At 66.8% G+C, this 21,143-nt stretch carries 16 protein-coding genes; 3 read left to right on the forward strand and 13 right to left on the reverse strand.

The features are described from left to right. Nucleotides 1-112 precede the first annotated feature (112 nt). The 12 genes from EB836_RS13625 to mraZ all read right to left on the reverse strand — a co-directional run bounded on the left by EB836_RS13625 (nt 113) and on the right by mraZ (nt 14,715). Nucleotides 113-868, reverse strand: coding sequence for an FtsQ-type POTRA domain-containing protein (locus EB836_RS13625; RefSeq protein ID WP_135541311.1), 756 nt, complete (start codon nt 866-868; stop codon nt 113-115). Between the two features lie 5 nt (nt 869-873). After that, nucleotides 874-2,274 (reverse strand): UDP-N-acetylmuramate--L-alanine ligase, encoded by a 1,401-nt coding sequence (gene murC, locus EB836_RS13630; protein ID WP_135541313.1) that lies wholly within the window; start codon nt 2,272-2,274, stop codon nt 874-876. A gap of 2 nt (nt 2,275-2,276) precedes the next feature. Continuing rightward, the gene (locus EB836_RS13635) at nt 2,277-3,377 is read right to left on the reverse strand and encodes a UDP-N-acetylglucosamine--N-acetylmuramyl-(pentapeptide) pyrophosphoryl-undecaprenol N-acetylglucosamine transferase (protein ID WP_135541315.1); all 1,101 of its coding nucleotides are present in this window, start codon (nt 3,375-3,377) and stop codon (nt 2,277-2,279) included. A gap of 1 nt (nt 3,378) precedes the next feature. Further along, on the reverse strand, nt 3,379-5,007 hold the full coding sequence (ftsW, locus tag EB836_RS13640) for a putative lipid II flippase FtsW (protein WP_135541316.1): 1,629 nt from the start codon (nt 5,005-5,007) through the stop codon (nt 3,379-3,381). 1 nt (nt 5,008) lies between these two features. Further along, nucleotides 5,009-6,517, reverse strand: coding sequence for a UDP-N-acetylmuramoyl-L-alanine--D-glutamate ligase (gene murD, locus EB836_RS13645; RefSeq protein WP_205683372.1), 1,509 nt, complete (start codon nt 6,515-6,517; stop codon nt 5,009-5,011). A 52-nt stretch (nt 6,518-6,569) separates the two neighbouring features. Beyond that, entirely contained in the window at nt 6,570-7,658 is a 1,089-nt protein-coding gene (gene mraY, locus EB836_RS13650; RefSeq protein WP_135541318.1) for a phospho-N-acetylmuramoyl-pentapeptide-transferase, read from the reverse strand. Continuing rightward, the gene (gene murF, locus EB836_RS13655; protein ID WP_135541320.1) at nt 7,655-9,121 is read right to left on the reverse strand and encodes a UDP-N-acetylmuramoyl-tripeptide--D-alanyl-D-alanine ligase; all 1,467 of its coding nucleotides are present in this window, start codon (nt 9,119-9,121) and stop codon (nt 7,655-7,657) included. Before murF ends, mraY begins: the two co-directional genes overlap by 4 nt. 1 nt (nt 9,122) lies before the next feature. Next, complete coding sequence (locus EB836_RS13660) at nt 9,123-10,742, reverse strand: UDP-N-acetylmuramoyl-L-alanyl-D-glutamate--2,6-diaminopimelate ligase (protein WP_135541353.1); 1,620 nt, start codon at nt 10,740-10,742, stop codon at nt 9,123-9,125. Continuing rightward, nucleotides 10,742-12,523 carry a penicillin-binding protein 2 gene (locus tag EB836_RS13665; protein ID WP_135541322.1) on the reverse strand — a complete coding sequence of 594 codons (1,782 nt, stop codon included), beginning with the start codon at nt 12,521-12,523 and terminating at the stop codon, nt 10,742-10,744. The genes EB836_RS13660 and EB836_RS13665 overlap by 1 nt, the downstream gene beginning before the upstream one ends. Nucleotides 12,524-12,598: 75 nt before the next feature. After that, the gene (locus EB836_RS13670) at nt 12,599-13,156 is read right to left on the reverse strand and encodes a hypothetical protein (protein ID WP_135541324.1); all 558 of its coding nucleotides are present in this window, start codon (nt 13,154-13,156) and stop codon (nt 12,599-12,601) included. Continuing rightward, nucleotides 13,153-14,115 carry a 16S rRNA (cytosine(1402)-N(4))-methyltransferase RsmH gene (gene rsmH, locus EB836_RS13675; protein ID WP_135541326.1) on the reverse strand — a complete coding sequence of 321 codons (963 nt, stop codon included), beginning with the start codon at nt 14,113-14,115 and terminating at the stop codon, nt 13,153-13,155. The genes EB836_RS13670 and rsmH overlap by 4 nt, the downstream gene beginning before the upstream one ends. 168 nt (nt 14,116-14,283) lie before the next feature. Beyond that, nucleotides 14,284-14,715 carry a division/cell wall cluster transcriptional repressor MraZ gene (mraZ, locus tag EB836_RS13680; protein WP_135541328.1) on the reverse strand — a complete coding sequence of 144 codons (432 nt, stop codon included), beginning with the start codon at nt 14,713-14,715 and terminating at the stop codon, nt 14,284-14,286. Between the two features lie 511 nt (nt 14,716-15,226). Here mraZ and EB836_RS13685 point away from each other — a divergent pair. Genes EB836_RS13685 through EB836_RS13695 form a run of 3 tightly spaced genes read left to right on the forward strand, consistent with a single transcriptional unit; the run spans nt 15,227 to nt 20,098 of the window. Next, complete coding sequence (locus EB836_RS13685; RefSeq protein WP_135541330.1) at nt 15,227-16,216, forward strand: AAA family ATPase; 990 nt, start codon at nt 15,227-15,229, stop codon at nt 16,214-16,216. 4 nt (nt 16,217-16,220) lie between these two features. Further along, complete coding sequence (locus EB836_RS13690; protein WP_135541332.1) at nt 16,221-17,522, forward strand: DUF58 domain-containing protein; 1,302 nt, start codon at nt 16,221-16,223, stop codon at nt 17,520-17,522. After that, on the forward strand, nt 17,519-20,098 hold the full coding sequence (locus EB836_RS13695) for a DUF3488 and transglutaminase-like domain-containing protein (protein ID WP_135541334.1): 2,580 nt from the start codon (nt 17,519-17,521) through the stop codon (nt 20,096-20,098). The genes EB836_RS13690 and EB836_RS13695 overlap by 4 nt, the downstream gene beginning before the upstream one ends. A 155-nt stretch (nt 20,099-20,253) precedes the next feature. Here EB836_RS13695 and EB836_RS13700 read toward each other — a convergent pair whose 3' ends face one another. Next, nucleotides 20,254-20,802 carry a YdcF family protein gene (locus EB836_RS13700; protein WP_240689979.1) on the reverse strand — a complete coding sequence of 183 codons (549 nt, stop codon included), beginning with the start codon at nt 20,800-20,802 and terminating at the stop codon, nt 20,254-20,256. Between the last annotated feature and the right edge of the window lie 341 nt (nt 20,803-21,143).

A 21,143-nucleotide genomic window follows, 5' to 3' on the forward strand; every position in this document is an offset into this window, starting at 1 on the left:
AGTGTCGGGCTTCGGCCAAACTTCCCACCCGGTGTGTCGGAGCCAAACAGCGGCAATCGTCGGCGATTCGTGCCGCGGCGCAGACGTGGGCGTCTCCCACGCGAGAACTGCCTCAGTTCGTCACGGGCACCGAAGGCACGGAGACGTCGATCTCGGTGCGGCCCTCGGCGGCCAGCTGTGCGGCTGTGCGCACCTTGAGGCTGGCGTTGGAGGAATCGCCGAGGACGACCGTGGCATGGTCGTCGCCGGTGTCGAGTTCGGCTTGGAGACTGTTCGCGTCCTTCGCCTCGATGGTCGTCAGCTGGCCGCGCAGCTCGGGCCGCAGGTGGCCGAGGAAGCGGATGACTGCGGAGACCGTCGACTTGTCGGGTTCGGCTCCGGAGTCTCCGAGCACCGTGAGCTTCTTCGGCGCTTTGTCCACGACGCCGAGGTCGACGGCCGCGGCGTCGTAGAGGCGATAGCCCGAGGAGCCTTCGATCGCAAGCACGGGAGTCCGGTCGGTGATCGTGATCTGCAGCGACCGGGGCCCGGCGTAGCGGACCGCGGCCTCTTGGGCCTTCGGGAACTTCTTGAGCACGGACTTCTCCACCGTCCCGGGACGCACCTGAGGCAGTGGGGTGCCGCCTTCCCCATCGAGGACGAAGGAGCTCACCGAGGCGTGGTCGACGAGTTCGCTGCCTTTCACGTTCACCTTCTGCAGGGCCAGCAGCGGTGAGAACCATGCGATGGCGGCGACGGCGAGCACACCGAGGACGAGGCCGATGGCGATGAGGCGTCTGCGCCACAGCTGCCGGCGGCGGGCCCGGATGACCCCGGTGAGGTCCGCGGTGGAGTTCTCACCGGCGCGGGCTGGGGGAAGCGGCACCATCGGTCTCAGCTCTCCAGTGCGCTCAGCAGCTCGGGCCCGAGGATCGTCACATCCCCGGCGCCGAGAGTGAGCACGAGGTCGCCGGGACGCACGCGCTCGGCGACGAAGGGAACCGCCGCGGCGAAGGACTCTTCGAAGGTGACGTGATCGTGCGGGACCCGATCGGCGATGAGGGCGCCGGTGACACCGGGAACCGGGTCTTCGCGGGCGGGGAAGACGTCGAGCACGACGACTTCGTCGGCCAGGCCCAGAGCTCGACCGAACTCCTCCCGGAACTCCATGGTCCTCGAATACAGGTGGGGTTGGAAGATCGCCCAGACGCGTCCGCCGTCGGTGACGACTCCGCGGGCGGCGTTGAGAACGGCCCGCAGCTCTGTCGGGTGATGGGCGTAGTCGTCGATGACGCGCACTCCGGCGGCGATCCCGCGCTCTTCGAAGCGGCGGCGTGTGCCTCCGTATTCGGCCAGGCCCGTCGCCGCACGGTCGACATCCGCGCCGAGGCAGTGCGCCACGGCGATCGCGGCAGTGGCGTTGAGCGCGTTGTGCAGTCCCGGCTGCCGCAGTTCGACGCTCAGAGGTGTCTCGCGTCCGGGCAGGTCGAGGTCGAAGCGTGAGCCGATCCCGGAGTCGAGGTTGTTCAGCAGGACGTCGGCGTCGTCTCCCGTGCCGTAGAACACGACCTCGGCGCCTTGGGCTCGGGCCGCCGTGGCCACGTCGTGGGATCCGGCATCGTCGGCGCAGGCGATGATGGTGCCGCCGCGGGACTGGATGCCGTTGCAGAATTCGATGAACGCCTCGCGGACCTTCTCCGATGTCCCGTAGTGGTCGAGGTGGTCGGCTTCGACGTTCGTGAGGATGCCGATGGTCGGTTCGTAGAGGAGGAAGGATCCGTCGGATTCGTCCGCCTCGGCGACGAAGACATCACCGGTGCCCAGGTGCGCGTTCGTGCCCGTCGTCGACAGCACTCCCCCAATGACGAACGAGGGGTCGATGCCGCAGGCCTGCAGGGCCACGGTCGCCATCGAGGTCGTCGTGGTCTTTCCGTGGGTGCCGGCCACGGCCACGGCGCGTTTGTCGACCATGAGCGAAGCGAGGGCACCGGAACGGTGGAGGATGCGCAGTCCCCGGCGCTGCGCCTCGACGAGTTCGGGGTTGTCCTTGCGGATGGCGGAGGAGATGACGAGGGTATCGGCGTCGCCGAGGTTGTCCGCCGAATGTCCGATCGTCACGGTGGCGCCGAGGGTTCGCAGAACGTCGACGACGTTGGATTCCTTCGCGTCCGATCCCGAGACGTCGACTCCGTTCATGACCATGATCCGGGCGATTCCGGACATTCCCGATCCGCCGATGCCGATGAAGTGGACGGCACCGAGTTCGGTGACGGGGACGATATTCGCTTGGGACATGTTCAGCCTTCCAACGCGCGGGTGACGATGCCGGCCATTCGGGCTGCGGCGTCGGTGGGATAGTTCAGTGCAGAAGCGGCGCGGCTCATCTCCTCCAGCCTCGGCCGGTCGCCGAGCAGCGGCAGGATGGTCTCGGTGACCGTCGCAGCGGAGAATTCGGCGTTGTCGACCATGAGCGAAGCTCCGGCCTCGACGCTGCCGGCCGCGTTCAGTCGCTGTTCGCCGTTGCCGATGGCCAACGGCACGTAGAGGGCGGGCACGCCGACGACGGTCGTCTCGGAGACGGTGGCGGCTCCGGATCGGGCGACGAGGAGATCGGCCACGGAGTAGGCCCGGTGCATGCCGTCGACATAGTCGACGACATGGTAGTCGGGCAGCTGAGCGGTGGCGGCCCGCAGCTCCTCACCTTTTCCGGCTCCGGTGATGTGGAGGACCTGGACGCCTGCCTCCTGGCAGGCATCGGCGGAGGCGAGGAAGGCTGCGTTGATCTTCTGTGCGCCCGAGGACCCGCCGGTGACGACGAGCACGGGAGCGTCGTCACGCAGCCCCAGGTCGGCGCGGTGAGCGGCCCGCTGGTCGGCATTGCTGCGGTCGAGCGCGGTGATCTCCGCGGGCATCGGCATGCCCACGAGCGTCGAGTTGCGCAGCTGCGTGTCCGGGAAGGTGATGCCCACCCGCCCGGCGGTCGTCAGTCGCGCGCCGAGGCGGTTGGCCATTCCGGGTTTCGCATTGGCTTCGTGGACGATGAGCGGAATCTTCGCCTGCTTCGCGGCGAGGAATGCCGGCGGGCAGACGTAGCCGCCGACACCGACGACGGCGGAGACGTTCCGGGAGGTGATGATCTTCCTGACCGCGGAGATGTTTCCGGCGAAGCGCCCGGGGAACCCCAACAGGGACGGACTGATCGACCGGGGCATGGGCACCTTGTCGATGGTGAGCAGTTCGAAGCCGGCGCGGGGCACGAGCTCGGCTTCGAGTCCGTCGGGGGTGCCCAGGGCGATGATGTCCCAGTCCGGGTGCTTCTCACGCAGTTCCCGGCCGATCGCCAGCATCGGCGAGATATGGCCGGTGGTGCCTCCACCGGCCAGGAGGATACTCGTCATCTCATTTCCTTCTCTTGCGGGCGAGCACGGCGAACGATGATCGCATGCGATCTCTGTGGACGATGATGGCTTCTTCGGCTCCGGGTTCCGTGCGGGCGAACGACAGGAGCACGCCGATGGCCAGGAGGGAGGCGATGATCGACGAACCTCCGTAGGACACGAAGGGCAGGGGCAGGCCGATGACGGGCAGCAGTCCGGTGACGACACCGATGTTGATCGCGGCCTGTCCGATGATGAGGGCGAAGAAGCCGGCAGTGGCGACCTGGACCATGAGGTTGTCCGAGCGCAGGATCACCCGGACCATCCCGTAGCCGAGGACGGCGAAGACGAAGACGACGACGAGCGAGCCGACGAGGCCGAGCTCCTCGCCGATGATGGCGAAGATGAAGTCGTTGTGGGCTTCGGGCAGCCAGGACCACTTCTCGCGGCTGGCGCCCAGTCCGACGCCGAACCAGCCTCCGGAGGCCAGGGAGAACAGGCCGTGGTTGGACTGCCACGCTTGGCCCATCGTGTCGGCGGCGGTCTGGTCGGCGTGGCCGGTGAGCATCGCCTTGATGCGGTTGAGGCGGTTCTCCGACGTGAGGACGAAGAAGACGACTGCGGCGGCGAGGATGCTGCCGAGCAGAAGGAAGTACTTGATCGGGAAACCGCCGATGAACAGGCACACCACAGCCATAGCGATGAAGACGAGGCCGGTCCCGAGGTCGTTGCCGCCGACGACGAGGCCGACGGCGGCGAGCACACCGGGTACGACGGGGACCATGGCGTGGCCGAAGGTGGTGAGCCTGCCGAACTTCTGGGCGAGCGTGAAACCGAGCCACAGGGCCAAGGCGACCTTGAGGAATTCTGAGGGTTGGATCTGGAATCCGCCGAGGCCGATCCAGTTCGCATTGCCCTTCGCGGACTTGCCGAGGCCGGGCACGTAGACCGCCGCCTGCATGGCGAGGCCGACGAGCATCGCCGGCCAGGCGAGCCTGCGCCATACGCTCAGGGGCATGAAGCTGGCGACGACCATGAGGGCGAGGCCGACGCCGGCGAACAGTGCCTGCTTGTTGAAATAGGCGAAGGAGGAGCCCGCTCCCCCGGCATAGGAGGTGATCGACGAAGCCGAGAGCACCATGACGAGTCCGAGGCCGGTGAGGGCGAGCACGGACACGAGGATGATGTAGTAGGTCGTCAGCGGGTAGGCGGAGAAACGCGAATAGTCCTCACGCAGGGCCGTCCAGACCCTTTTGACCACCGAGGGATTCTTCGCCGATGGCTTCTTCCCAGCGCCTGTCTGTCTGCTCTCAGCGGAGGCGGCGGACTTCTTCGCACCGGTTGCCTTGGCCGAGGGCTGAGCCGAGGTTCTCGCCGAGGCGGCCCGCTTCGTCGATTTCGCGGCCGACTTGGGCGCGGTGGTCTTCCGTCCCGTGGTTGTCCGCCCGGCGGTCTTCCGCCCCGAGGTCTTCGCGGGGGCGGTTCGAGGTGCGGCAGTCTTCGTCGCCGCTGGCGCAGATGCCGACGTGGTCGACCTCGCTGGCGCAGATGCCGACGTGGTCGACCTCGCTGGCGCAGATGCCGACGTGGTCGTCTTCGCGAGCTTCCGGCGACGGCGTTCATCCGCCTTCGCGGTGGTCTGCCGGCCCATCTCAGCGTCCCAGTCGGTTCTGGACGGCTTCGGTGAACAGTTCGCCGCGAGTGTTGTAGTTGAGGAACTGGTCCATGCTCGCGGCGGCTGGAGCCAGCAGCACGGTGTCGCCTTCTTCGGCCAGAGCCGCCGCGGCATCGACGGCGGCTGCCGCGACCGCTTCTCCGCGACGCTTGGGCACGCCCGAGTCGACGGCCAGTGCCGGTTCGATGCGGACGACTTCGAGGTCGGGGACGGTGGCGGCGATGGCTTCGCGGTAGGCGGAGTCATCGGCTCCGATGAGCACGAGCGCCTTGATCCGCTCCTGGTGAGCGGTGAAGAGCTCGGTGAAGTCCGCCCCCTTGGGCAGTCCTCCGGCGATCCACACGATGGAGTCGAAAGCGGCCAAGGAGGCGTTCGCTGCGTGGGTGTTCGTCGCCTTCGAATCATCGACCCAGCGGACTCCGTCGGCGTCGGCGACGGTGACCATTCGGTGGGCGCCGAGCGAATGACTGCGCAGGCCGGCCGAGATCGCCTGTCCCGGCACGTCGATGGCCCGTGCCAGGCAGGCGGCGGCAAGAGCGTTGGAGACCTGATGCGGTGCGGGGTCGCTGCCGTCGACACCGGTGGCGACCGCCACGTCGGCGAGGGAGGCGATCTCCGCGGCCGAGGAATAGCGCTGCGGGATGAATGCGCGGTCGACGAGCAGCTCCTCGACGACGCCGAGCTCACCGGGCCGCGGCACACCGGTGGTGAAGCCGATGGCCTTGGCACCTTCGATGACGTCGGCCTCTTCGACCATGTGCAGGGTCGCCTCGTCGGCGCAGTTGTACACGCACGCGAGCTTCGCATTATGGAAGATCTTCGCCTTGTCGGCGGCATAGGCCTCGGCGCTGCCGTGCCAGTCGAGGTGGTCCGGGGCGATGTTGAGCACGGCCGCGGCGTCAGCGCTCATCGACTCCTGCCAGTGGAGCTGGAAGCTCGAGAGTTCGATCGCGAGGACTTCGAGTCCCGGTTCGAGCACGGCTTCGAGCAGCGGAGTGCCGATGTTTCCGCAGGCCTTGGCCTTGAGTCCGGCGGCGAGGAGCATCGACTCGAGCATCGTCGTGGTCGTCGTCTTGCCGTTGGTGCCGGTGATGGCCAGCCATTTCGCGTCATTGGTCCCACGGATGCGCCACGCGAGCTCGACTTCGCCGATGACGGGGATGCCGGCCGCAGCCGCCGCGGCGAGCACCGGCTGGTCCGGTCGCCAGCCGGGAGAGGTGACGACGAGGTCGATCTGACCCTCGGGCAGGGCCTCCACGTGCTCGGGTCCGCGGCGGATGTCGACGTCGAAGACCTCGAGGATCTGCGCCTTCTCACTGACGTCGGCCTGATCATCACCGTCGATGACGATGACATCGGCACCGCGTTCGCCGAGGTGGACCGCCGCGGGGAATCCCGTGACCCCGAGCCCGGTGACGAGGATCCGCAGGCCGGCCAGCGACGAGTTCGGTCCGGTCAGCGCGGCCGGGACCTGCCCGACAGCCACGGTGTCGGAGGCCTGTGCAGCGGACCGGTCGTCTGCGGTCGGGTTCTGCTCATCAGCCAACGCGAGCCACCCAGTCGGCGTAGAAGAGGCAGATTCCGGCGATGACGAAGAGCGCGGCGATGATCCAGAATCTCACCACGATCGTCACTTCTGCCCACCCCTTGAGTTCGAAGTGGTGCTGCAGCGGTGCCATCCGGAACACGCGTTTGCCGGTGGTCTTGAAGGAGGCGACCTGGATGATCACCGAGAGGGTGATGATGACGAAGAGTCCGCCGAGGACGATGAGCAGCAGCTCGGTGCGCGACATGATCGCGAGTCCGGCGAAGGCGCCGCCGATGGCGAGCGAACCGGTGTCTCCCATGAAGATCTTCGCCGGTGAGGTGTTGAACCACAGGAAACCGAAGCAGGCGGCGGCCATGGCTCCGGCGACCATCGCGAGGTCGCGGGGGTCGCGCATGTAGTAGCAGGCGTTCGTGGCCTCGGACATGAGGTTGCAGTTCTGGGTCGACTGCCATGTGCCGATGACGACATAGGCGGCGAACACCACCACCGAGGCGCCGGTGGCCAGGCCGTCGAGCCCGTCGGTGAGGTTGACGGCGTTCGAGACCGCGGTGACGATGAGGTTCGCCCAGATGATGAAGAGGATGAGGCCCAGCACGGCCGAACCGAAGGCGAGGTCGAGGTTCGTGTCCCGAATGAAGGAGATCTTCGTCGACGCGGGGGTCTCTCCGAACGAGTTCGGGAACTGCAGGGCCAGGACGGCGAAGGAGATGCCGACGAAGGCCTGACCGATGAGCTTGGGCACCGGGCGCAGACCCAGTGACCGCTGCTTCTTGATCTTGATGAAGTCGTCGAGGAATCCGACGACGCCGAGTCCCGCGGCCAGCCAGAGCACCAGCAGCCCCGAGGCGGTCGGCACCGAACCGGTGAACAGGTGTCCGAGCAGGTACGCCAGGACCGCGGCGCCGATGATGACGACGCCGCCCATGGTCGGGGTGCCGCGTTTCGTCGCGTGCGAGGTCGGTCCGTCGTCACGGACGAACTGGCCGTAGCCCTGTTTGACGAGCACCCGGATGAACAGCGGAGTGCCGACGAGGGTGAGGATGAGAGCCAGGCAGGCTGCGAGCAGTACGGCAATCATTGGGCCCCCGATACTCCGGCGATTTCGTCCCCGAGGTAGCGCAGACCCGCGTCTCGGGAGGATTTGAACAGGACGATGTCGCCCGGGGCGAGTTCGGAGCTCAGCAGATCCCGCGCCTCCGCGGCGGTGGCCACCCAGATCGCCTCGTTGCCCCAGGAGCCTTCGAGGTTCGCGGCGTTGAAGATCGGCTTCGCGCCTTCACCGACGACGATGGTGCGGGTGATGTTCAGGCGCACGACGAGCTCGCCGATGTCTGAATGCGCGGACACGGACTCCTCGCCGAGTTCGAGCATCTCACCGAGAACGGCGAAGGTGCGGCGGGGCCGGTTCTCCTCATCGCCGCGGCCCATCGAGGCCAGGGTCTTCAAGGAGGCTCGCATGGATTCGGGGTTCGCGTTGTAGGCGTCGTTGAGCACGGTCACGCCCGAGGGCGAGTCGATGAGCTCCATCCGCCAGCGGCTGGCCGCCGAGGAGGTCGACAGTGTGGTCACGATCGACTTCGTGCCGACTCCGCAGGCGTGGGCGATGGCCGCGGCCGCCAGGGCATTGCCGACGTGGTGTTCGCCGATGAGGGCCAGTCGCACCTCAGACGGTTCCTCACCCGGCAGGGTGAGCGTGAACGTCGGGTGCCCGGAGGAGTCGGTGGTCACTGCGGTGCCGCGCACGATCGCATCTTCGGCGCCGACCCATTCGGGCAGGGACTCACGCTGGGAGAACCACAGGGTGGTCACTTCCGGGGTAAGGACTTCGCGCATTCCCGCCACCCGGGAGTCGTCGGCGTTGAGCACCGCGGTCGATCCTGCCGGCAGCGACTCGACGAGCTCGGCCTTGGCACGGGCGGTGTTCTCGATCGATCCGAAGACTCCGGAGTGAGCGGTGCCCACGGCGAGTTCGACGGCGATGTCCGGTCGGATGAGGCTGGTCAGGTAGGCGAGGTTGCCGATCGACCGGGCGCCCATCTCGAGGACGAGGAAGCGGGTGGACTCGCTTGCCCGCAGCGCGGTCAGCGGCACCCCCACCTCGTTGTTGTACGAGTTCGGCGGCCACACCGTCTCGGCAGCACCTGCGAGCAGGTCCGCGGCGAGGTCCTTGACCGTGGTCTTGCCCACGGAGCCGGTGATCGCGATGACGGTGAGCTCACCGTCGGCACGCAGTCCTTCGATGCTGTGCTTGGCCAACAGGCCCAGCGCCTCGGTGGCATCGGCCACGACGACGGTGGGCAGGGGCTGTTCATCGACGGTGGGGACGGATTCGCCGATGATCAGGGCCGCGCCCGCCTCGACGGCGGCTGCGGCGAATTCGATGCCGTCGAAGCTCGCGCCTCGGCGGGCGACGTAGATATCGCCGGGTCCGACTTCTCGCGAGTCGGTCACCACACCGGCGGTCAATGGGGTCTCGGGGTCGATGCCGTACAACTCGCCGTTCAAGGCGGTTGCGATCTCGGCTGCAGTCAGTCGCTTCATATCATCTGTGAACTTTACCTGGTTGTTCGCCGCCCAGTCGCATGGACAGCGCCGAGCGTGTCCGCGCCCGGTCGTCGAATTCAGTCACCGTGGTGCCCACGGTCTGGCCCGTCTCATGCCCCTTGCCCGCAATGAGCACGGTCGTGGACGGGTCTGCGGAGGCGATCGCCTCGTCGATGGCCCGGCCCCGATCGGGGACTTCGATGATCTTTTTCACACGCGCCTGGCCGGCGCTGACGGCGGCATCGACGCCTTCCCTGATGGCGGCGCGGATCGCGGCGGGATCCTCGGTGCGGGGATTGTCGTCGGTGAGAACGATCACATCGGCTTCTCGTGCCGCCGCCTGGCCCATGCCGAAGCGTTTGCCGCGGTCTCGGTCGCCGCCGGCGCCGAAGACGATGACGAGTTCCTCGGAGTCCGCGTGCAGGGTTGCCAGGGCCTTGGCGATCGCGTCGGGGGTGTGCGAGTAGTCGACGATGGCGCGTGGGAGCAGTTCGGGGTGGGATTCCTCGAGCGCCCTGGGCCCGGACACGTCGATGATCTCCATCCGGCCCGGCACCGAGGTCACGAAGCTGCGTCCGATCGCATCGATGTCTTCGGCTGCGACCCCGGATTCGATGAGCATGGCCGCGGCCAGTGCGGTGTTCGTGACGTTGAAATCGCCCGGCAGCGGCGACCGCAGCCGGATCGACCGGAGAGTGTGGGCGCTCTGGCCGTCGGCGCGGTTCGGTCCTGCGGACTCGTCGTCGCCGAGGTGGAGGACGAACTCGGATTCCCCCGGGGTGTGGTCGATGCGCCACTGGCTGCGCTCGTCGCGGCCGAGGGTGCGCACGGGCACCTGTGCGGCGTCGACCATCCGCTCGCCCCATTCGTCTTCGACGACGATGACCGCGCGGTCGGAGAAGGTGCGGGTGAACAGCTGCGCTTTGGCCTCGAAGTACTCCTCCATCGTGTTGTGGAAATCGAGGTGGTCCTGGGAGAGGTTCGTGAATCCGGCCACGGAGAAGTGGGCACCGTCCACGCGGTGCTGGCGCAGGGCGTGGGACGAGACCTCCATCGAGCAGGTGTCGACCTCAGCGGTGCGCATCTTCGCGAACAGGGCGTGCAGCTCCGGGGCTTCCGGGGTCGTGCGCACGCTCGGGACGGTGTCACCGGCGATGAGGATGGCGACGGTGCCGATGACGGCCGTGCGGTGGCCGAGGGCTGCGAGCATTCCGTCGACGAGGTAGGTCGTCGTCGTCTTCCCGTTCGTTCCCGTGACGCCGATGAGTTCGGGCACCGAGGTGGTCCCGTAGACGGCGGCGGAGACGAATCCGAGCACCGCGCGGGGGGCTTCGACGATGAGGGCGGTGACCCCGTCGAGGAGTGCCCGGTCGGACTCGGACCCATCGAGTGCCTCGGTGACCTGCGTCCAGCCGTGCGAGTCGGTGAGGATCGCGTCGACGCCTGAGCGGATGAGCTCGGGGGCGAATTTCGCTCCGTGGACATTGGCTCCCGGCAGCGCGGCGTAGAGCTGGCCGGGTGCGACCGCACGCGAGTCATGGGAGACTCCCGTGACTTCCTTCTCGGGATCGCCGTGGAGGGTGCCGGGGGCGATCGGCAGCAGCTGTGAAAAACGCATCATTTCCATTCTCGGGCAGGCAGCTCGGGTTTCTCGGTCGACGGCGGGATCTTCAGGTGCCGCATCGCGAAGCCTGCGACATCGGAGAAGACTGGGGCAGCGGCCTGACCACCGTAGTAGCCCTTTCGCGGCCGCTGCAATGTCACGGAGATCGCGAGTTCGGGGTCTTCTGCCGGGAGCACACCGACGAAGGACGCGGTGTATCCGTCGTAGCCGCCGCCTTCGGCCGCCGGCGCCTGCGCGGTGCCGGTCTTACCGGCCACCCGGTAGCCCGAGACCTGCGCGGACTGGCCGGTGCCTTCGGCGACGACGCCTTCGAGGATGCGCAGGGTCTCATCCGCGGCCTTCTCGCTCACGACTCGCTGCGTCTTCCCGGGCGGGGTCGACAGGGCCCGGCCCTGCGGGGAGATCATGCCCTCGACGAGGCGGGAGGGCACGTGGACACCGCCGTTGGCGATGGTCGAGATGACGTCGGTGGTCTGCAGCGCGTTCGCGGCCATGCCCTGACCGAACATCACGGTGTACTTCGTGCGGCCGTCCCAGTCCTTGTACGGGTGGAGGATGCCTCCCGTCTCGGCGGGGAAGCCGATCCCCGTGGTCGAGCCGAAGCCGAACCTCTTCATGTATTCGTAGCGCTGCTCCTCGGTGAGCTTCTCGCCGGCGAGGATGGTGCCGGTGTTCGAGGACTGTGCAAGGATTCCGGCGAACGTGAGCTTCTCGTCGGGGTGTTCGTGGGAGTCGCGGAACTCTTCGTTGTTCGGTGCCTTCCATTTGTCTGGAACCGTGAATTCCTGTTCGGGGGTGACCAGTCCTTGGTCGAGCAGGGCGGCGGCCGTGACCATCTTCGCCGTCGAACCGGGTTCGAAGACGTCGGTGAAGATCCGGGAACCGCGGTCCTCGCCGTCGACCTTGCCCGGAGAGTTCGGGTCGACGGTGGGCGCATCGGCGGCGGTGAGGACCCGTCCGGTCTTGACCTCTTTGATGACGATGGACGCGGATTCGGCCTTGTGCTTCTTCCGCTGCTCTTCGATGGCCTGCTGTGCGTAGTACTGCAGGTCCGGATCGATCGTCGTCTGCAGCCCTTCGCCGTCGACGGCGTCCTTGATGTTGTTGTCCCCGAGCGGGATGATCTCTCCGCGCGCACCGCGTTCGTACTGCTGCTGGCCGTCTCTGCCGGACAGCTGATCGTCGTAGGCCATCTCGAGGCCGGCCTGCGCGGTGCCGTCGGAGCTTAAGAATCCGACGAGATTGCCGGCCACCCCGCCGGCGGGATAGGAGCGCACGGCGTACTCCTCGGCGGAGATGCCGAGGACCTCGAGTTTCTGCACGTCCCGCCAGGTCTCCGAGGTCAGTCCTTTGGCCACGGGGTTCCAGCGTTTGTCACCGACGAGTTTCGGGTAGATGAGTCCGGGGTCGGTGTTCAGGGGCTTCGCCAGCGCCTCGGCGGCACCCCACGCGCCGACGAGTTTTCCGTCGACCTTGTATTGGGCGACGTTCTGCTGGTCGACGACGAGCTGGTAGCGGGAGACGCTGTCGGCGAGCACCGTGCCGTCGGAGGCGAGGATCTGTCCCCGATCGGCCGGCAGGGTCTGGGTGACGAGGCGGTTGGACAGGGCCTTCTCCGCAAGCTTCATCGAGTCCATTCCCTGAATGGACACGAGCCGCACGGAGGTGATGAGCAGAGCGAGGATCGACAGCGCGGCGATGAAGCCCATGCGCAGGCGCAGATTGGGTCCTGCGTTCTTGCGCTTCTTCTTCAGTCGGCTCGTGGCTGGGCCCATTGCACTTGTCCTCGGTCCTTGGCATGGTCGGCGAATGGTTCGGTCAGGCCGTTCCCTGGTCCCGGTGAGCTCGGACTACTTCGGTGACTCCTGGCTCGGAGCCGCGATGTCGTTGCTCGGGCTGCCCCCGACGACCGGGAGCTTCTCATCCGATCGTAGATTGGGTCGGAGGTCTTCGCGTGTATCGGCGCGCGGCCCGGGCACGACTGTGGGCTCTTTCTCACCGCTGACGTCGATTCCCGGGGCATCGATGATCTTCCCGGTCTTCGCGTCGAGGAATTCCGGGGAGGAGTCGCGGACGAGGCCGAGCTCTTCGGCGGCGAGGGCGATGTTCTGCGGGGACTCGCGGTAGGAGTTGTCCTCGACGAGGCGGTCCTTCTGCTCGGCCAGCGCTTCCTTCTCCGAGGTCAGCTGGTCGACCTTGTAGGAGGTGTGGGACACGAAGATGTTGAGCAGCAGCACGGCCACGAGTGTGGCCACGAGGATCCCCACGCACAGCAGCGAGAAGGGCAGACGCGATTTCGGCAGCTCGAACTTCAGCAGACGCAGCTTCGCCGCGCTGCCTGCTTCTTCGAGGCGGCGGTGACGTTCGGGGAAGTTGTGCTGGCGGGCTCTTGCCGTGGAGTTGCTCACGATCGTGCCTCCCTGATCTTCTGCACTGCCCGCAGTCGGACGCTGGCCGCCCGCGGGTTGGTCTCTGCTTCTGCTTCGTCCGCCTTCTCTGCGCCCCGAATGATCTCGGTCAGCCAGGGTCGGAGGTCTTCGGGGACCACCGGCAGGTCCGGCGGCGCCGAGGAGGTCGTGGCCTTGCGCAGCGTCTTCTTCACGATGGTGTCTTCGAGCGACTGGTAGGACTCGATGACGGCCACTCCCCCGATGTGCAGGGCTTCCAGTGCCGCTGGCAGCGCAGTGCGCAGCACCCCGAGTTCGTCGTTGACCTCGATGCGCAGGGCCTGGAAGGTGCGTTTGGCGGGGTGGGACTTCTTCTTCGTCTGCGGGATCACCCGGCCGAGCATCGCGGCGAGCTGGTCCGAGGTCTCCCACGGTGTGTGTTCACGGTCGGTGACGATGATCTTCGCGATCCTGCCCGCCAGCTTCTCTTCGCCGTATTCGCGCAGGATCCGTCGCAGCTCGGCTTCGGAGTAGGTGGCGAGCACCTCGGCGGCGGTGAGCTCCTGCGTGCGATCCATGCGCATGTCCAGGGGCGCGGGCCGGGAGTACGAGAATCCGCGATCGTCTTCGTCGAGCTGCAGGGAGGACACTCCGAGGTCGAGCAGGATCGCGCTGATCGCGGCGATGCCGAGGTCGTCGAGGACTTCGGGCAGCTCATCGTCGACGGCGTGGACGATGTCGGTGCGATCGGCGAAGGGGGCCAGGCGTGTGGTGGCGATGTCGATGGCCTGCAGGTCGCGGTCGATGCCGACGAGGTGGACATCGGGAAAAGCCTGGAGGACGGCTTCGGAGTGGCCGCCCATGCCCAGTGTGCCGTCGACGACGACGGGGGTGATTCCGGCTTCGCGAGCGGCCTCGACACCGACGCCGATGAGTTCGACCACGCGTTCGAGGAGCACCGGTACGTGCTGAGCTGTCATGCGTTGGTCCTTCGTCAGTGGGTGGTTCGGGGGTGCGTGCTGCTGGAGCCAGAACCTTGCCCGCCGCGGCCCTGCCACCGGGGAAGTGTGTCAGGACGTCCGAGCTTCGGAAACGGGGAAGTTCCCCGAAACTCGAGCACGGCGGGCAAGGATCAAGCCCGAGCAGAATCAGATCACTCCGGGGATCACCTCCTCTTCGCGTTCGGCGAAGGCCTGCTGAGCGCCGACGAGGTAGTCCTCCCAGGTCGGTGCGTCCCAGATCTCGACTCGGTTGCCCATGCCGATCACTGCGACCTCCCGATCAAGTGATGCGTACTGCCGCAATATGTTCGGGACCGTGATGCGCCCCTGTTTGTCCGGTTGGTCCGCAAAAGCCGCCGACAGGAACACACGCTGGTAATCGCGGGCTTCCTTATTCGTCTTCGGCGCGTTCTGGATTCGCTCGTGCTCGGCTTCGAACTCCGTGGTGGGGAACAGGGTGAGGCAGTTCTCCTGGCCACGAGTGAGGACGAGTCCGGGCGACAGCTCCTCGCGGAACTTTGCGGGCAGGATGAGGCGACCTTTGTCGTCGAGCTTCTGCATATGAGTGCCCAAGAACATGTCGTCTCACCCCTTTCGGAAACCCATTGGCTCCGATAGCAACCACAGTACTCCACTTCCCTCCACGTATTCCAGCCTCCAGTCCGACCAACGTTGAAACTCTTATGTTTTCCCAGGTCAGATAGGTGGAGGAAAGTGGGGAAAATTTTCCGTCGGTGCGTCGCCGGCGTGGTCGAAAGCCATGAAACCGTGGTCCCCTGGTGCCGGTTGACCGCTTCGGAGGAGGCCGGTCGAGTGGCCGAGATCCGCGAGTTCTCGCGGATCTCACCGGATCCTCCCGCCGAGGTGGAGCACAGTGGGGAGGAAAGTGGAGGGTCCGCGTGGAGGAAAGTGGGGAGAGCAGTGGGGAACGAAGTGGGGAGCGCAGTGGGGAGGCCAATGGGGAGCGCAGTGGGGAGGATGCCGGGGAGTGCGGTGGGGAGGTCGCTGGCGAGTGCGCTGGGGAGGGTTCTGGGGAGCCTGAAAGAAGCTCGTGTGGCTGGGGCCGCGGGCATGAGGAACAATGGAGGGTATGTCGATCAGCCAAGAAGGTACACAGACCAATTCCGTGATCGGTGCCGAACACATCGAATGGGTGCAGCACCTGACCTCGCGGGCGCGCACTGCGATGAACGCGGTGCTCGAAGGCAAGGACGAAGCGGTCGGGCTCTCGCTCATCGCGCTGCTCGCCGGCGGCCATGTCCTCCTCGAAGACGTTCCGGGGGTCGGCAAGACCCTCCTCGCCCGTGCCATGGGCAAGGTCGTCGACGGCTCCGTGCGCCGCATCCAGTTCACTCCGGACCTGCTGCCCACCGACGTCGTCGGCGTCAACCTGTTCAACCAGGAGACCCGCCACTTCGAGTTCCGGCAGGGCCCGGTGTTCGCGAACATCGTCATCGCCGATGAGATCAACCGCGCTTCGCCCAAGACCCAGTCGGCGATGCTCGAGTGCATGGCCGAAGGACAGGCGACGATCGACGGGCAGACCTACCAGATGCCGACGCCGTTCATCGTCGTCGCCACCCAGAACCCGATCGACATGGAGGGCACCTACGCCCTGCCCGAGGCGCAGCGCGACCGGTTCCTCACCCGGATCTCGCTCGGCTACCCCGCCACGGCCGATGAGGTCGACCTGCTGGACAATCAGATCCAGAACGATCCGCTGGAGTCCGCGACGGCGGTGACGAACCTCGAGCAGATCACGCAGGCACGCACCATCGTCCGGCACGTCTCGGCGAGTCGTCAGCTGCGCGAGTACATCGTGGCGATCCTCCAGGCCACCCGCGATGATCAGGCGATTCTGCTCGGCAGCTCGCCGCGCGGCGGCGTTCATCTGCTGCGTGCTGCCAAGGCCCGGGCGGCACTGTCGGGGCGCACCTTCGCCACCCCCGATGATGTGCAGGCTCTGGCACCGTACATCCTCGCCCACCGCATCATCCCCCGCGATGGCGACGACTCGGATCTGGCCGCGGACCTCATCGGCCGCGTACTGGCCCGCGTGCCCGTCTCGGCGAACCAGTGACGGCATGCGACTGAGCACCTCGGGAATCATCTTCGTCCTTGCCGGGGCGGCCCTCATCATCACGGCCTACCGCTTCGCCCTGCCCGGACTGCTTCCGGCCGGGCTGCTCCTGCTCGGGCTCGTCGTGCTCTCGGCGCTGCTCGTCCTGTGGGGCACCCGACGCGTGTCGATCGCGATGAGCACCAACGTGCATGAGGTCTCCCTGCCGGGCGGCCGGGACCGCTATCCGCTGGCGGCCGAAGGCAAGGAGGTCGAGATCGAGGCGCAGGTGACCAATATCGGTCAGCTCGCGATCCCCTCGGCGACCATCGACTTCGTCGCCGCCGAGGGTTTCGGCGACTCCACCTCCGGTGAGGTGCCGGCCTTGAGCCAGCGGGCTTCGCAGACCGTGCTCACCTCGTTCACACCGCACCGGCGTGGGGTCTCCGGCATCGAGTCGGTGCTCCTGACCGTCTTCGGCCCCTTCGGCCTGGTCAAGATGAAGCGGAAGGTCCATGGGGCCTTCCCCGTCGCCGTGTCCGTTCCGCACCTGGGCGCACGCATTCCGAAGGATTCGTCGATCCGGCCCGCCCGCCTCGACGACGGCAAGATCCGCTCCGGACACACCACCCGCGACTTCCACACGCGTGAGTATGTGCCCGGTGACGATCTGCGGCACGTCCACTGGCCCTCGACCGCGAAGTCCGGTGAACTCATGGTCCGCCACGAGGCCGATGAGGAGACGCTGTACGCGCTCATCCTCGTCGACCTCGCCGCCGATGCCGACGCCGCGGAACCCAGTGACCTCGAGATCGAATTCCTGCTGGCGGCGACAACGGCTGCCGGAACCGCTTTCCTGCGAGCCGACTACGAAGTCAATGTCGTCGCCCCCAGCTACCAGATCAGATTCAAAGGAGCGCGCGACATCGACAAGCTGCGTCTTCTCTCCGCCCTTGTTCGCCCGGGCAGAGTCGAGCTTCCCGCACATGACAACCCGAACCACATCGTCATCTGTTCCGTCGGTGATGAGCGCGGTCAGGAGCTCGCCTCGCACTTCTCGCGTCGCGTGCCCGTGACTCTGCGCACGCTCAGCGAGATCGGCGACATGACGATGATGGGCCTCAGCGAGGACCTGCCGGAGTCATGGACGACGTTCGAGTCGAAGCGCCCGACCGCCAGAGGGCAGGGCAAGGGAACGGGCGGACGCCCAGGTACCACCGGTAGGCCGGGCACGAACTCCGGCGCGCAGGGCGCTGGCTCCGACCCAGCGGGCGCGGCTCCCGGCACGTCCGGGACGAGCTCCGGAACAGAGGGGGTGCGCCGATGAGCCTCGATGCTCCTCCCACGCGTTCGCATGGCGATTCCGCGGCCGAACCACCGTCTCAGTCTGCTTCCGATGCCGTGACGACGAACGATTCGCGTCCGCCGACCGGCTGGCTCGAGGCGATCATCGTATTCGCTGCGATGACGCTGACCGCTGTGGCCGTGTCCGCGGTGTTCAAGGATTTCGCCTGGCTGGCGCCCGTCCTCGTGTCGGTCGGTCTCGTCGTCCTCGTCGGCGCCGTGTTCCGCAGCGTCCCGGTGCTGCGTTCGAGCGGCACCGCGGTCATCGCCCAGTGTGCGGCCGGGCTCGTCGCCGTCTTCGTCGTCTGCGCGAAGGGCACTCTGCTGCTCGGCTTCATCCCCACGGGCAGCTCGTTCGGGAAGGTCATCGACCAGCTCTCGGCCGGTGTCAGCGATCTCTACGCGACCGCTCCCCCGGCCGCGAGCACCCCGGGATTCACCGCGATGCTCACGATCGCCTTCACCCTCATCACGATCCTCATCGACGGCCTCGTCGCCGACCTCCGGGCTCCGAAGGTCGGCGGTGTGCTGCTGCTCGTGCTGTGGATGATCCCCGTGTACTTCGCCTCACAGGAGGTGCGGTGGTGGCATATCGTGGCGATCCTCGCAGCCTTCCTGCTGCTCATGCTCAGCCCGTATCTGCCGGCCACACGCTGGCGCGGCGGGATGACCGCGGTTCTCGCCGGTGCCCTGGCTCTGGCGATCGGCCTCGGTCTGCCTCTGCTGCTGCCGCCGGTGCCGAGTCTGCCCGACCGAGCGTCGAAGGGGCAGGGCGATCTGACGGTGACGAACCCGTTCCTCAATCTGCGGCAGAACCTCGGCGATCGTGACGATGCGACTCTGTTCAGCTATCAGACCACCGGGGAGGACTCCGATCCGGTCCGACTGACCTCGATCGATGACTTCGACGGAGAGAACTGGGCGCCGAGCCCGTTCAGCCTCGATCCCTTCGCGATCGCCACCGACGGGATGCCCTGGCCCGAGGGAATGCCGCGGGATAAGAACTTCAAGGAAGAGACGATCGACGTCGCCATCGGCGATGAGTACGACCAGCAGTATCTTCCTTCGCCCTATGCTCCGCAGCAGCCCGAAGGCGTGGACCGTCGATGGATCTTCGATGAGAAGACACTGACCGTGGTGGGCAATGGCGAGAAGACCGGCGGTCTGCAGTACTCGATGGACTACCTGTCGCCGAATCCCGACGTCAAGGACCTCCAGTCCGCGACGCCCGTGGACAAGAAGGACTTCGACACCGAACTCGAGGTTCCCGATTCCCTGCCTGCCAGCGTGCAGGAGACCGCCGAGCGGGTCACCGCCGATGCGGAGAACCAGTGGGAAGCGGCAGTTCTGCTGCAGGCGTACTTCCGCGGCGGCGACTTCGAGTATTCGATCGACGCCCCGGAGCGGGCCAGCGGAGACGCGATCTCGGACTTCCTCGCAGACAAGAAGGGCTACTGCGTCCAGTTCTCCTCGGCCATGACAATCATGGCGCGGACGATGGGGATTCCGGCGCGCATCGGCGTCGGCTTCGCCGGAGGTGAGAAGGCCGACGGCGGTTTCGATGTGAGCATGCAGGATTCGCATGCCTGGCCGGAGCTCTATTTCGAGGGCGCCGGTTGGGTCCGCTTCGAGCCCACGCCCGGTGGACCAGCCGGTGATCCTCCGAAGTGGACGCTGGCCAGCGGTACCGCTGAGAACGAGGACAGCGACGAATCGGAGTCGGCGAGCCCGAGCGAAGAGCCGACAGAGGAGACCTCCGCCGCCGGGAACGACGAGTCCGAGGAGGCAGGCGATGAGGAGACGAGCACTCAGGCCGCCGAACCGGCCGGGGCAAACCTGACCACCTACGTGTGGGTGGGCGTCATCGTGCTCGCTCTGCTCCTGCTCGCGGCCATTCCCGCCATCTGGCGGTCGATTCTGCGTTCGCGTCGGACGAAGGATCCGCACGACCTTGAGGCGGTCTGGACGGAGGTGCGGGCCCTGGCCACCGACTACGGGCAGAGCCTGGACCCGAGCCGGACGCTGCGTTTCAACGAGCTCGTCCTCGCGGGAACGCTGCCGACCGCCGCCTCCGGGTCGACCGGTACGACAGGTGGCGCTGGCACAGCAGGTAGGGCTGGCACAGCAGGTGGCGCCGGTTCGAGCACGGCAGGTGGCGCCGCATCAGGCGGGGCCGGTCCTGCCGCCGTCGAGGTCGACCCCGAGACCGGTGAACCCCTCCGCAGATCCGCCGCCGAGGTGGCCGCAGGTTCCTCCGGCACCACTGAGGAATCCGATGGTCGTGTGGGGGCCGCTGAACGTTCGGATGAACGGCTGCGTCGTCTGCAACGCCCGGCACCGAACGAACCGGATGATCGGGGCCGGGACGATTCCGCGCTGTCGGCTTTCGTCGACGCTCTCGAGGCGAAGCGCTACGGGGCCGCTGCCGAGTCGCTCGACGACTCCGAGGTGCGCGCGCTCATCGATGAGGTCGGTACAGACCTGTCCGAGCGAGCGACTTCTGGCAATCGGATCTCAGCGAAGATCTGGCCGGCAAGTCTCTTCAACCGTCCGAAATGACGACGCAGAAGCGCTGAGGGCCGAGACGCCCCGACTGCAGAGAAGCGCTGACGAGCCGAAGGAGGCGGTCCCGTTCGGGGCCGCCTCCTTCCATCTGCAGACACACGCTTCCCCGCGTCTGCGGACGGCGACAGTTGCCGCACGCACCCGGGCGTCTACAGCGAGTTCGACCGGTCGAGTTCTCGCAGGGCCAGCAATCCCCTGACCGCGGCGATCGGTTTGACGACAGGCAGTTCACCGAACCGATAGTCGCCTCCCCGCACGAGTCGTCGACCGAGGTCGGGCCTCAGCTGCCAAAGATGGTCGCGCGCCTTCTCGGCGTGATGGGAGTTCGACACGATGCTGATCGTCGATTCGGCTCGCAGCTCCTCGTCGATGAGCGGGATCGCGTTGAGGATGTTCTCCCACGTCGTCGCGCTCTCCGTCTCGAGGCGCATCCTGCCGGTGAATCCCAGCTCCTCACGAGCGAAGCGTTCGAGGATCATCGCTTCGGGCCGCCGTCCGGCGACGGCTCCCCCGCAGAGGATGAGCACGGCCGATCGCGCCCGCGGGTCGACGGTCCGCAGCCCGGCACGGACTCGGAATCGGTTGATCCCATTCGCTCGTTCGCCTCGGTTCCCATAGCCGAGCACCACGATGATCTGATCACCACCAGCCACCCATTCGGCTGTGCCGGCAGCGCGTCCGGCCACCCGTTCAGCCACTCCGCCGACTGCGCGTCCGGCCCCTGGCCCGGCCGCACAGCGATTAGCACGCCCGGTCGCACGGCCAGACACACCACGACCGTCCCCGAGCCGCCGACGACTCGACCTCTGATGAGTCAACTCCCCGAAGGAGAAAGCGACTCCCGCCACTGCACCGACGATCCCGGCACAGAATGCGAAACGGGGTTATAGGCCAAAATGTGTGTACAGGATAGCCTGCTTGCCCAGTAGCCAGTAGGGCAAGACTGGATTGAACATGCTCTGCAACCATGTTCAGTGCCCAATCCCAGAAATCACCCCGTCTGTGGTGTATGTGCAAACAAGCTCGTCAAGAATGGCAA

Source organism: Brevibacterium sp. S111, from assembly GCF_004745075.1.
Taxonomy (GTDB): Bacteria; Actinomycetota; Actinomycetes; order Actinomycetales; family Brevibacteriaceae; genus Brevibacterium.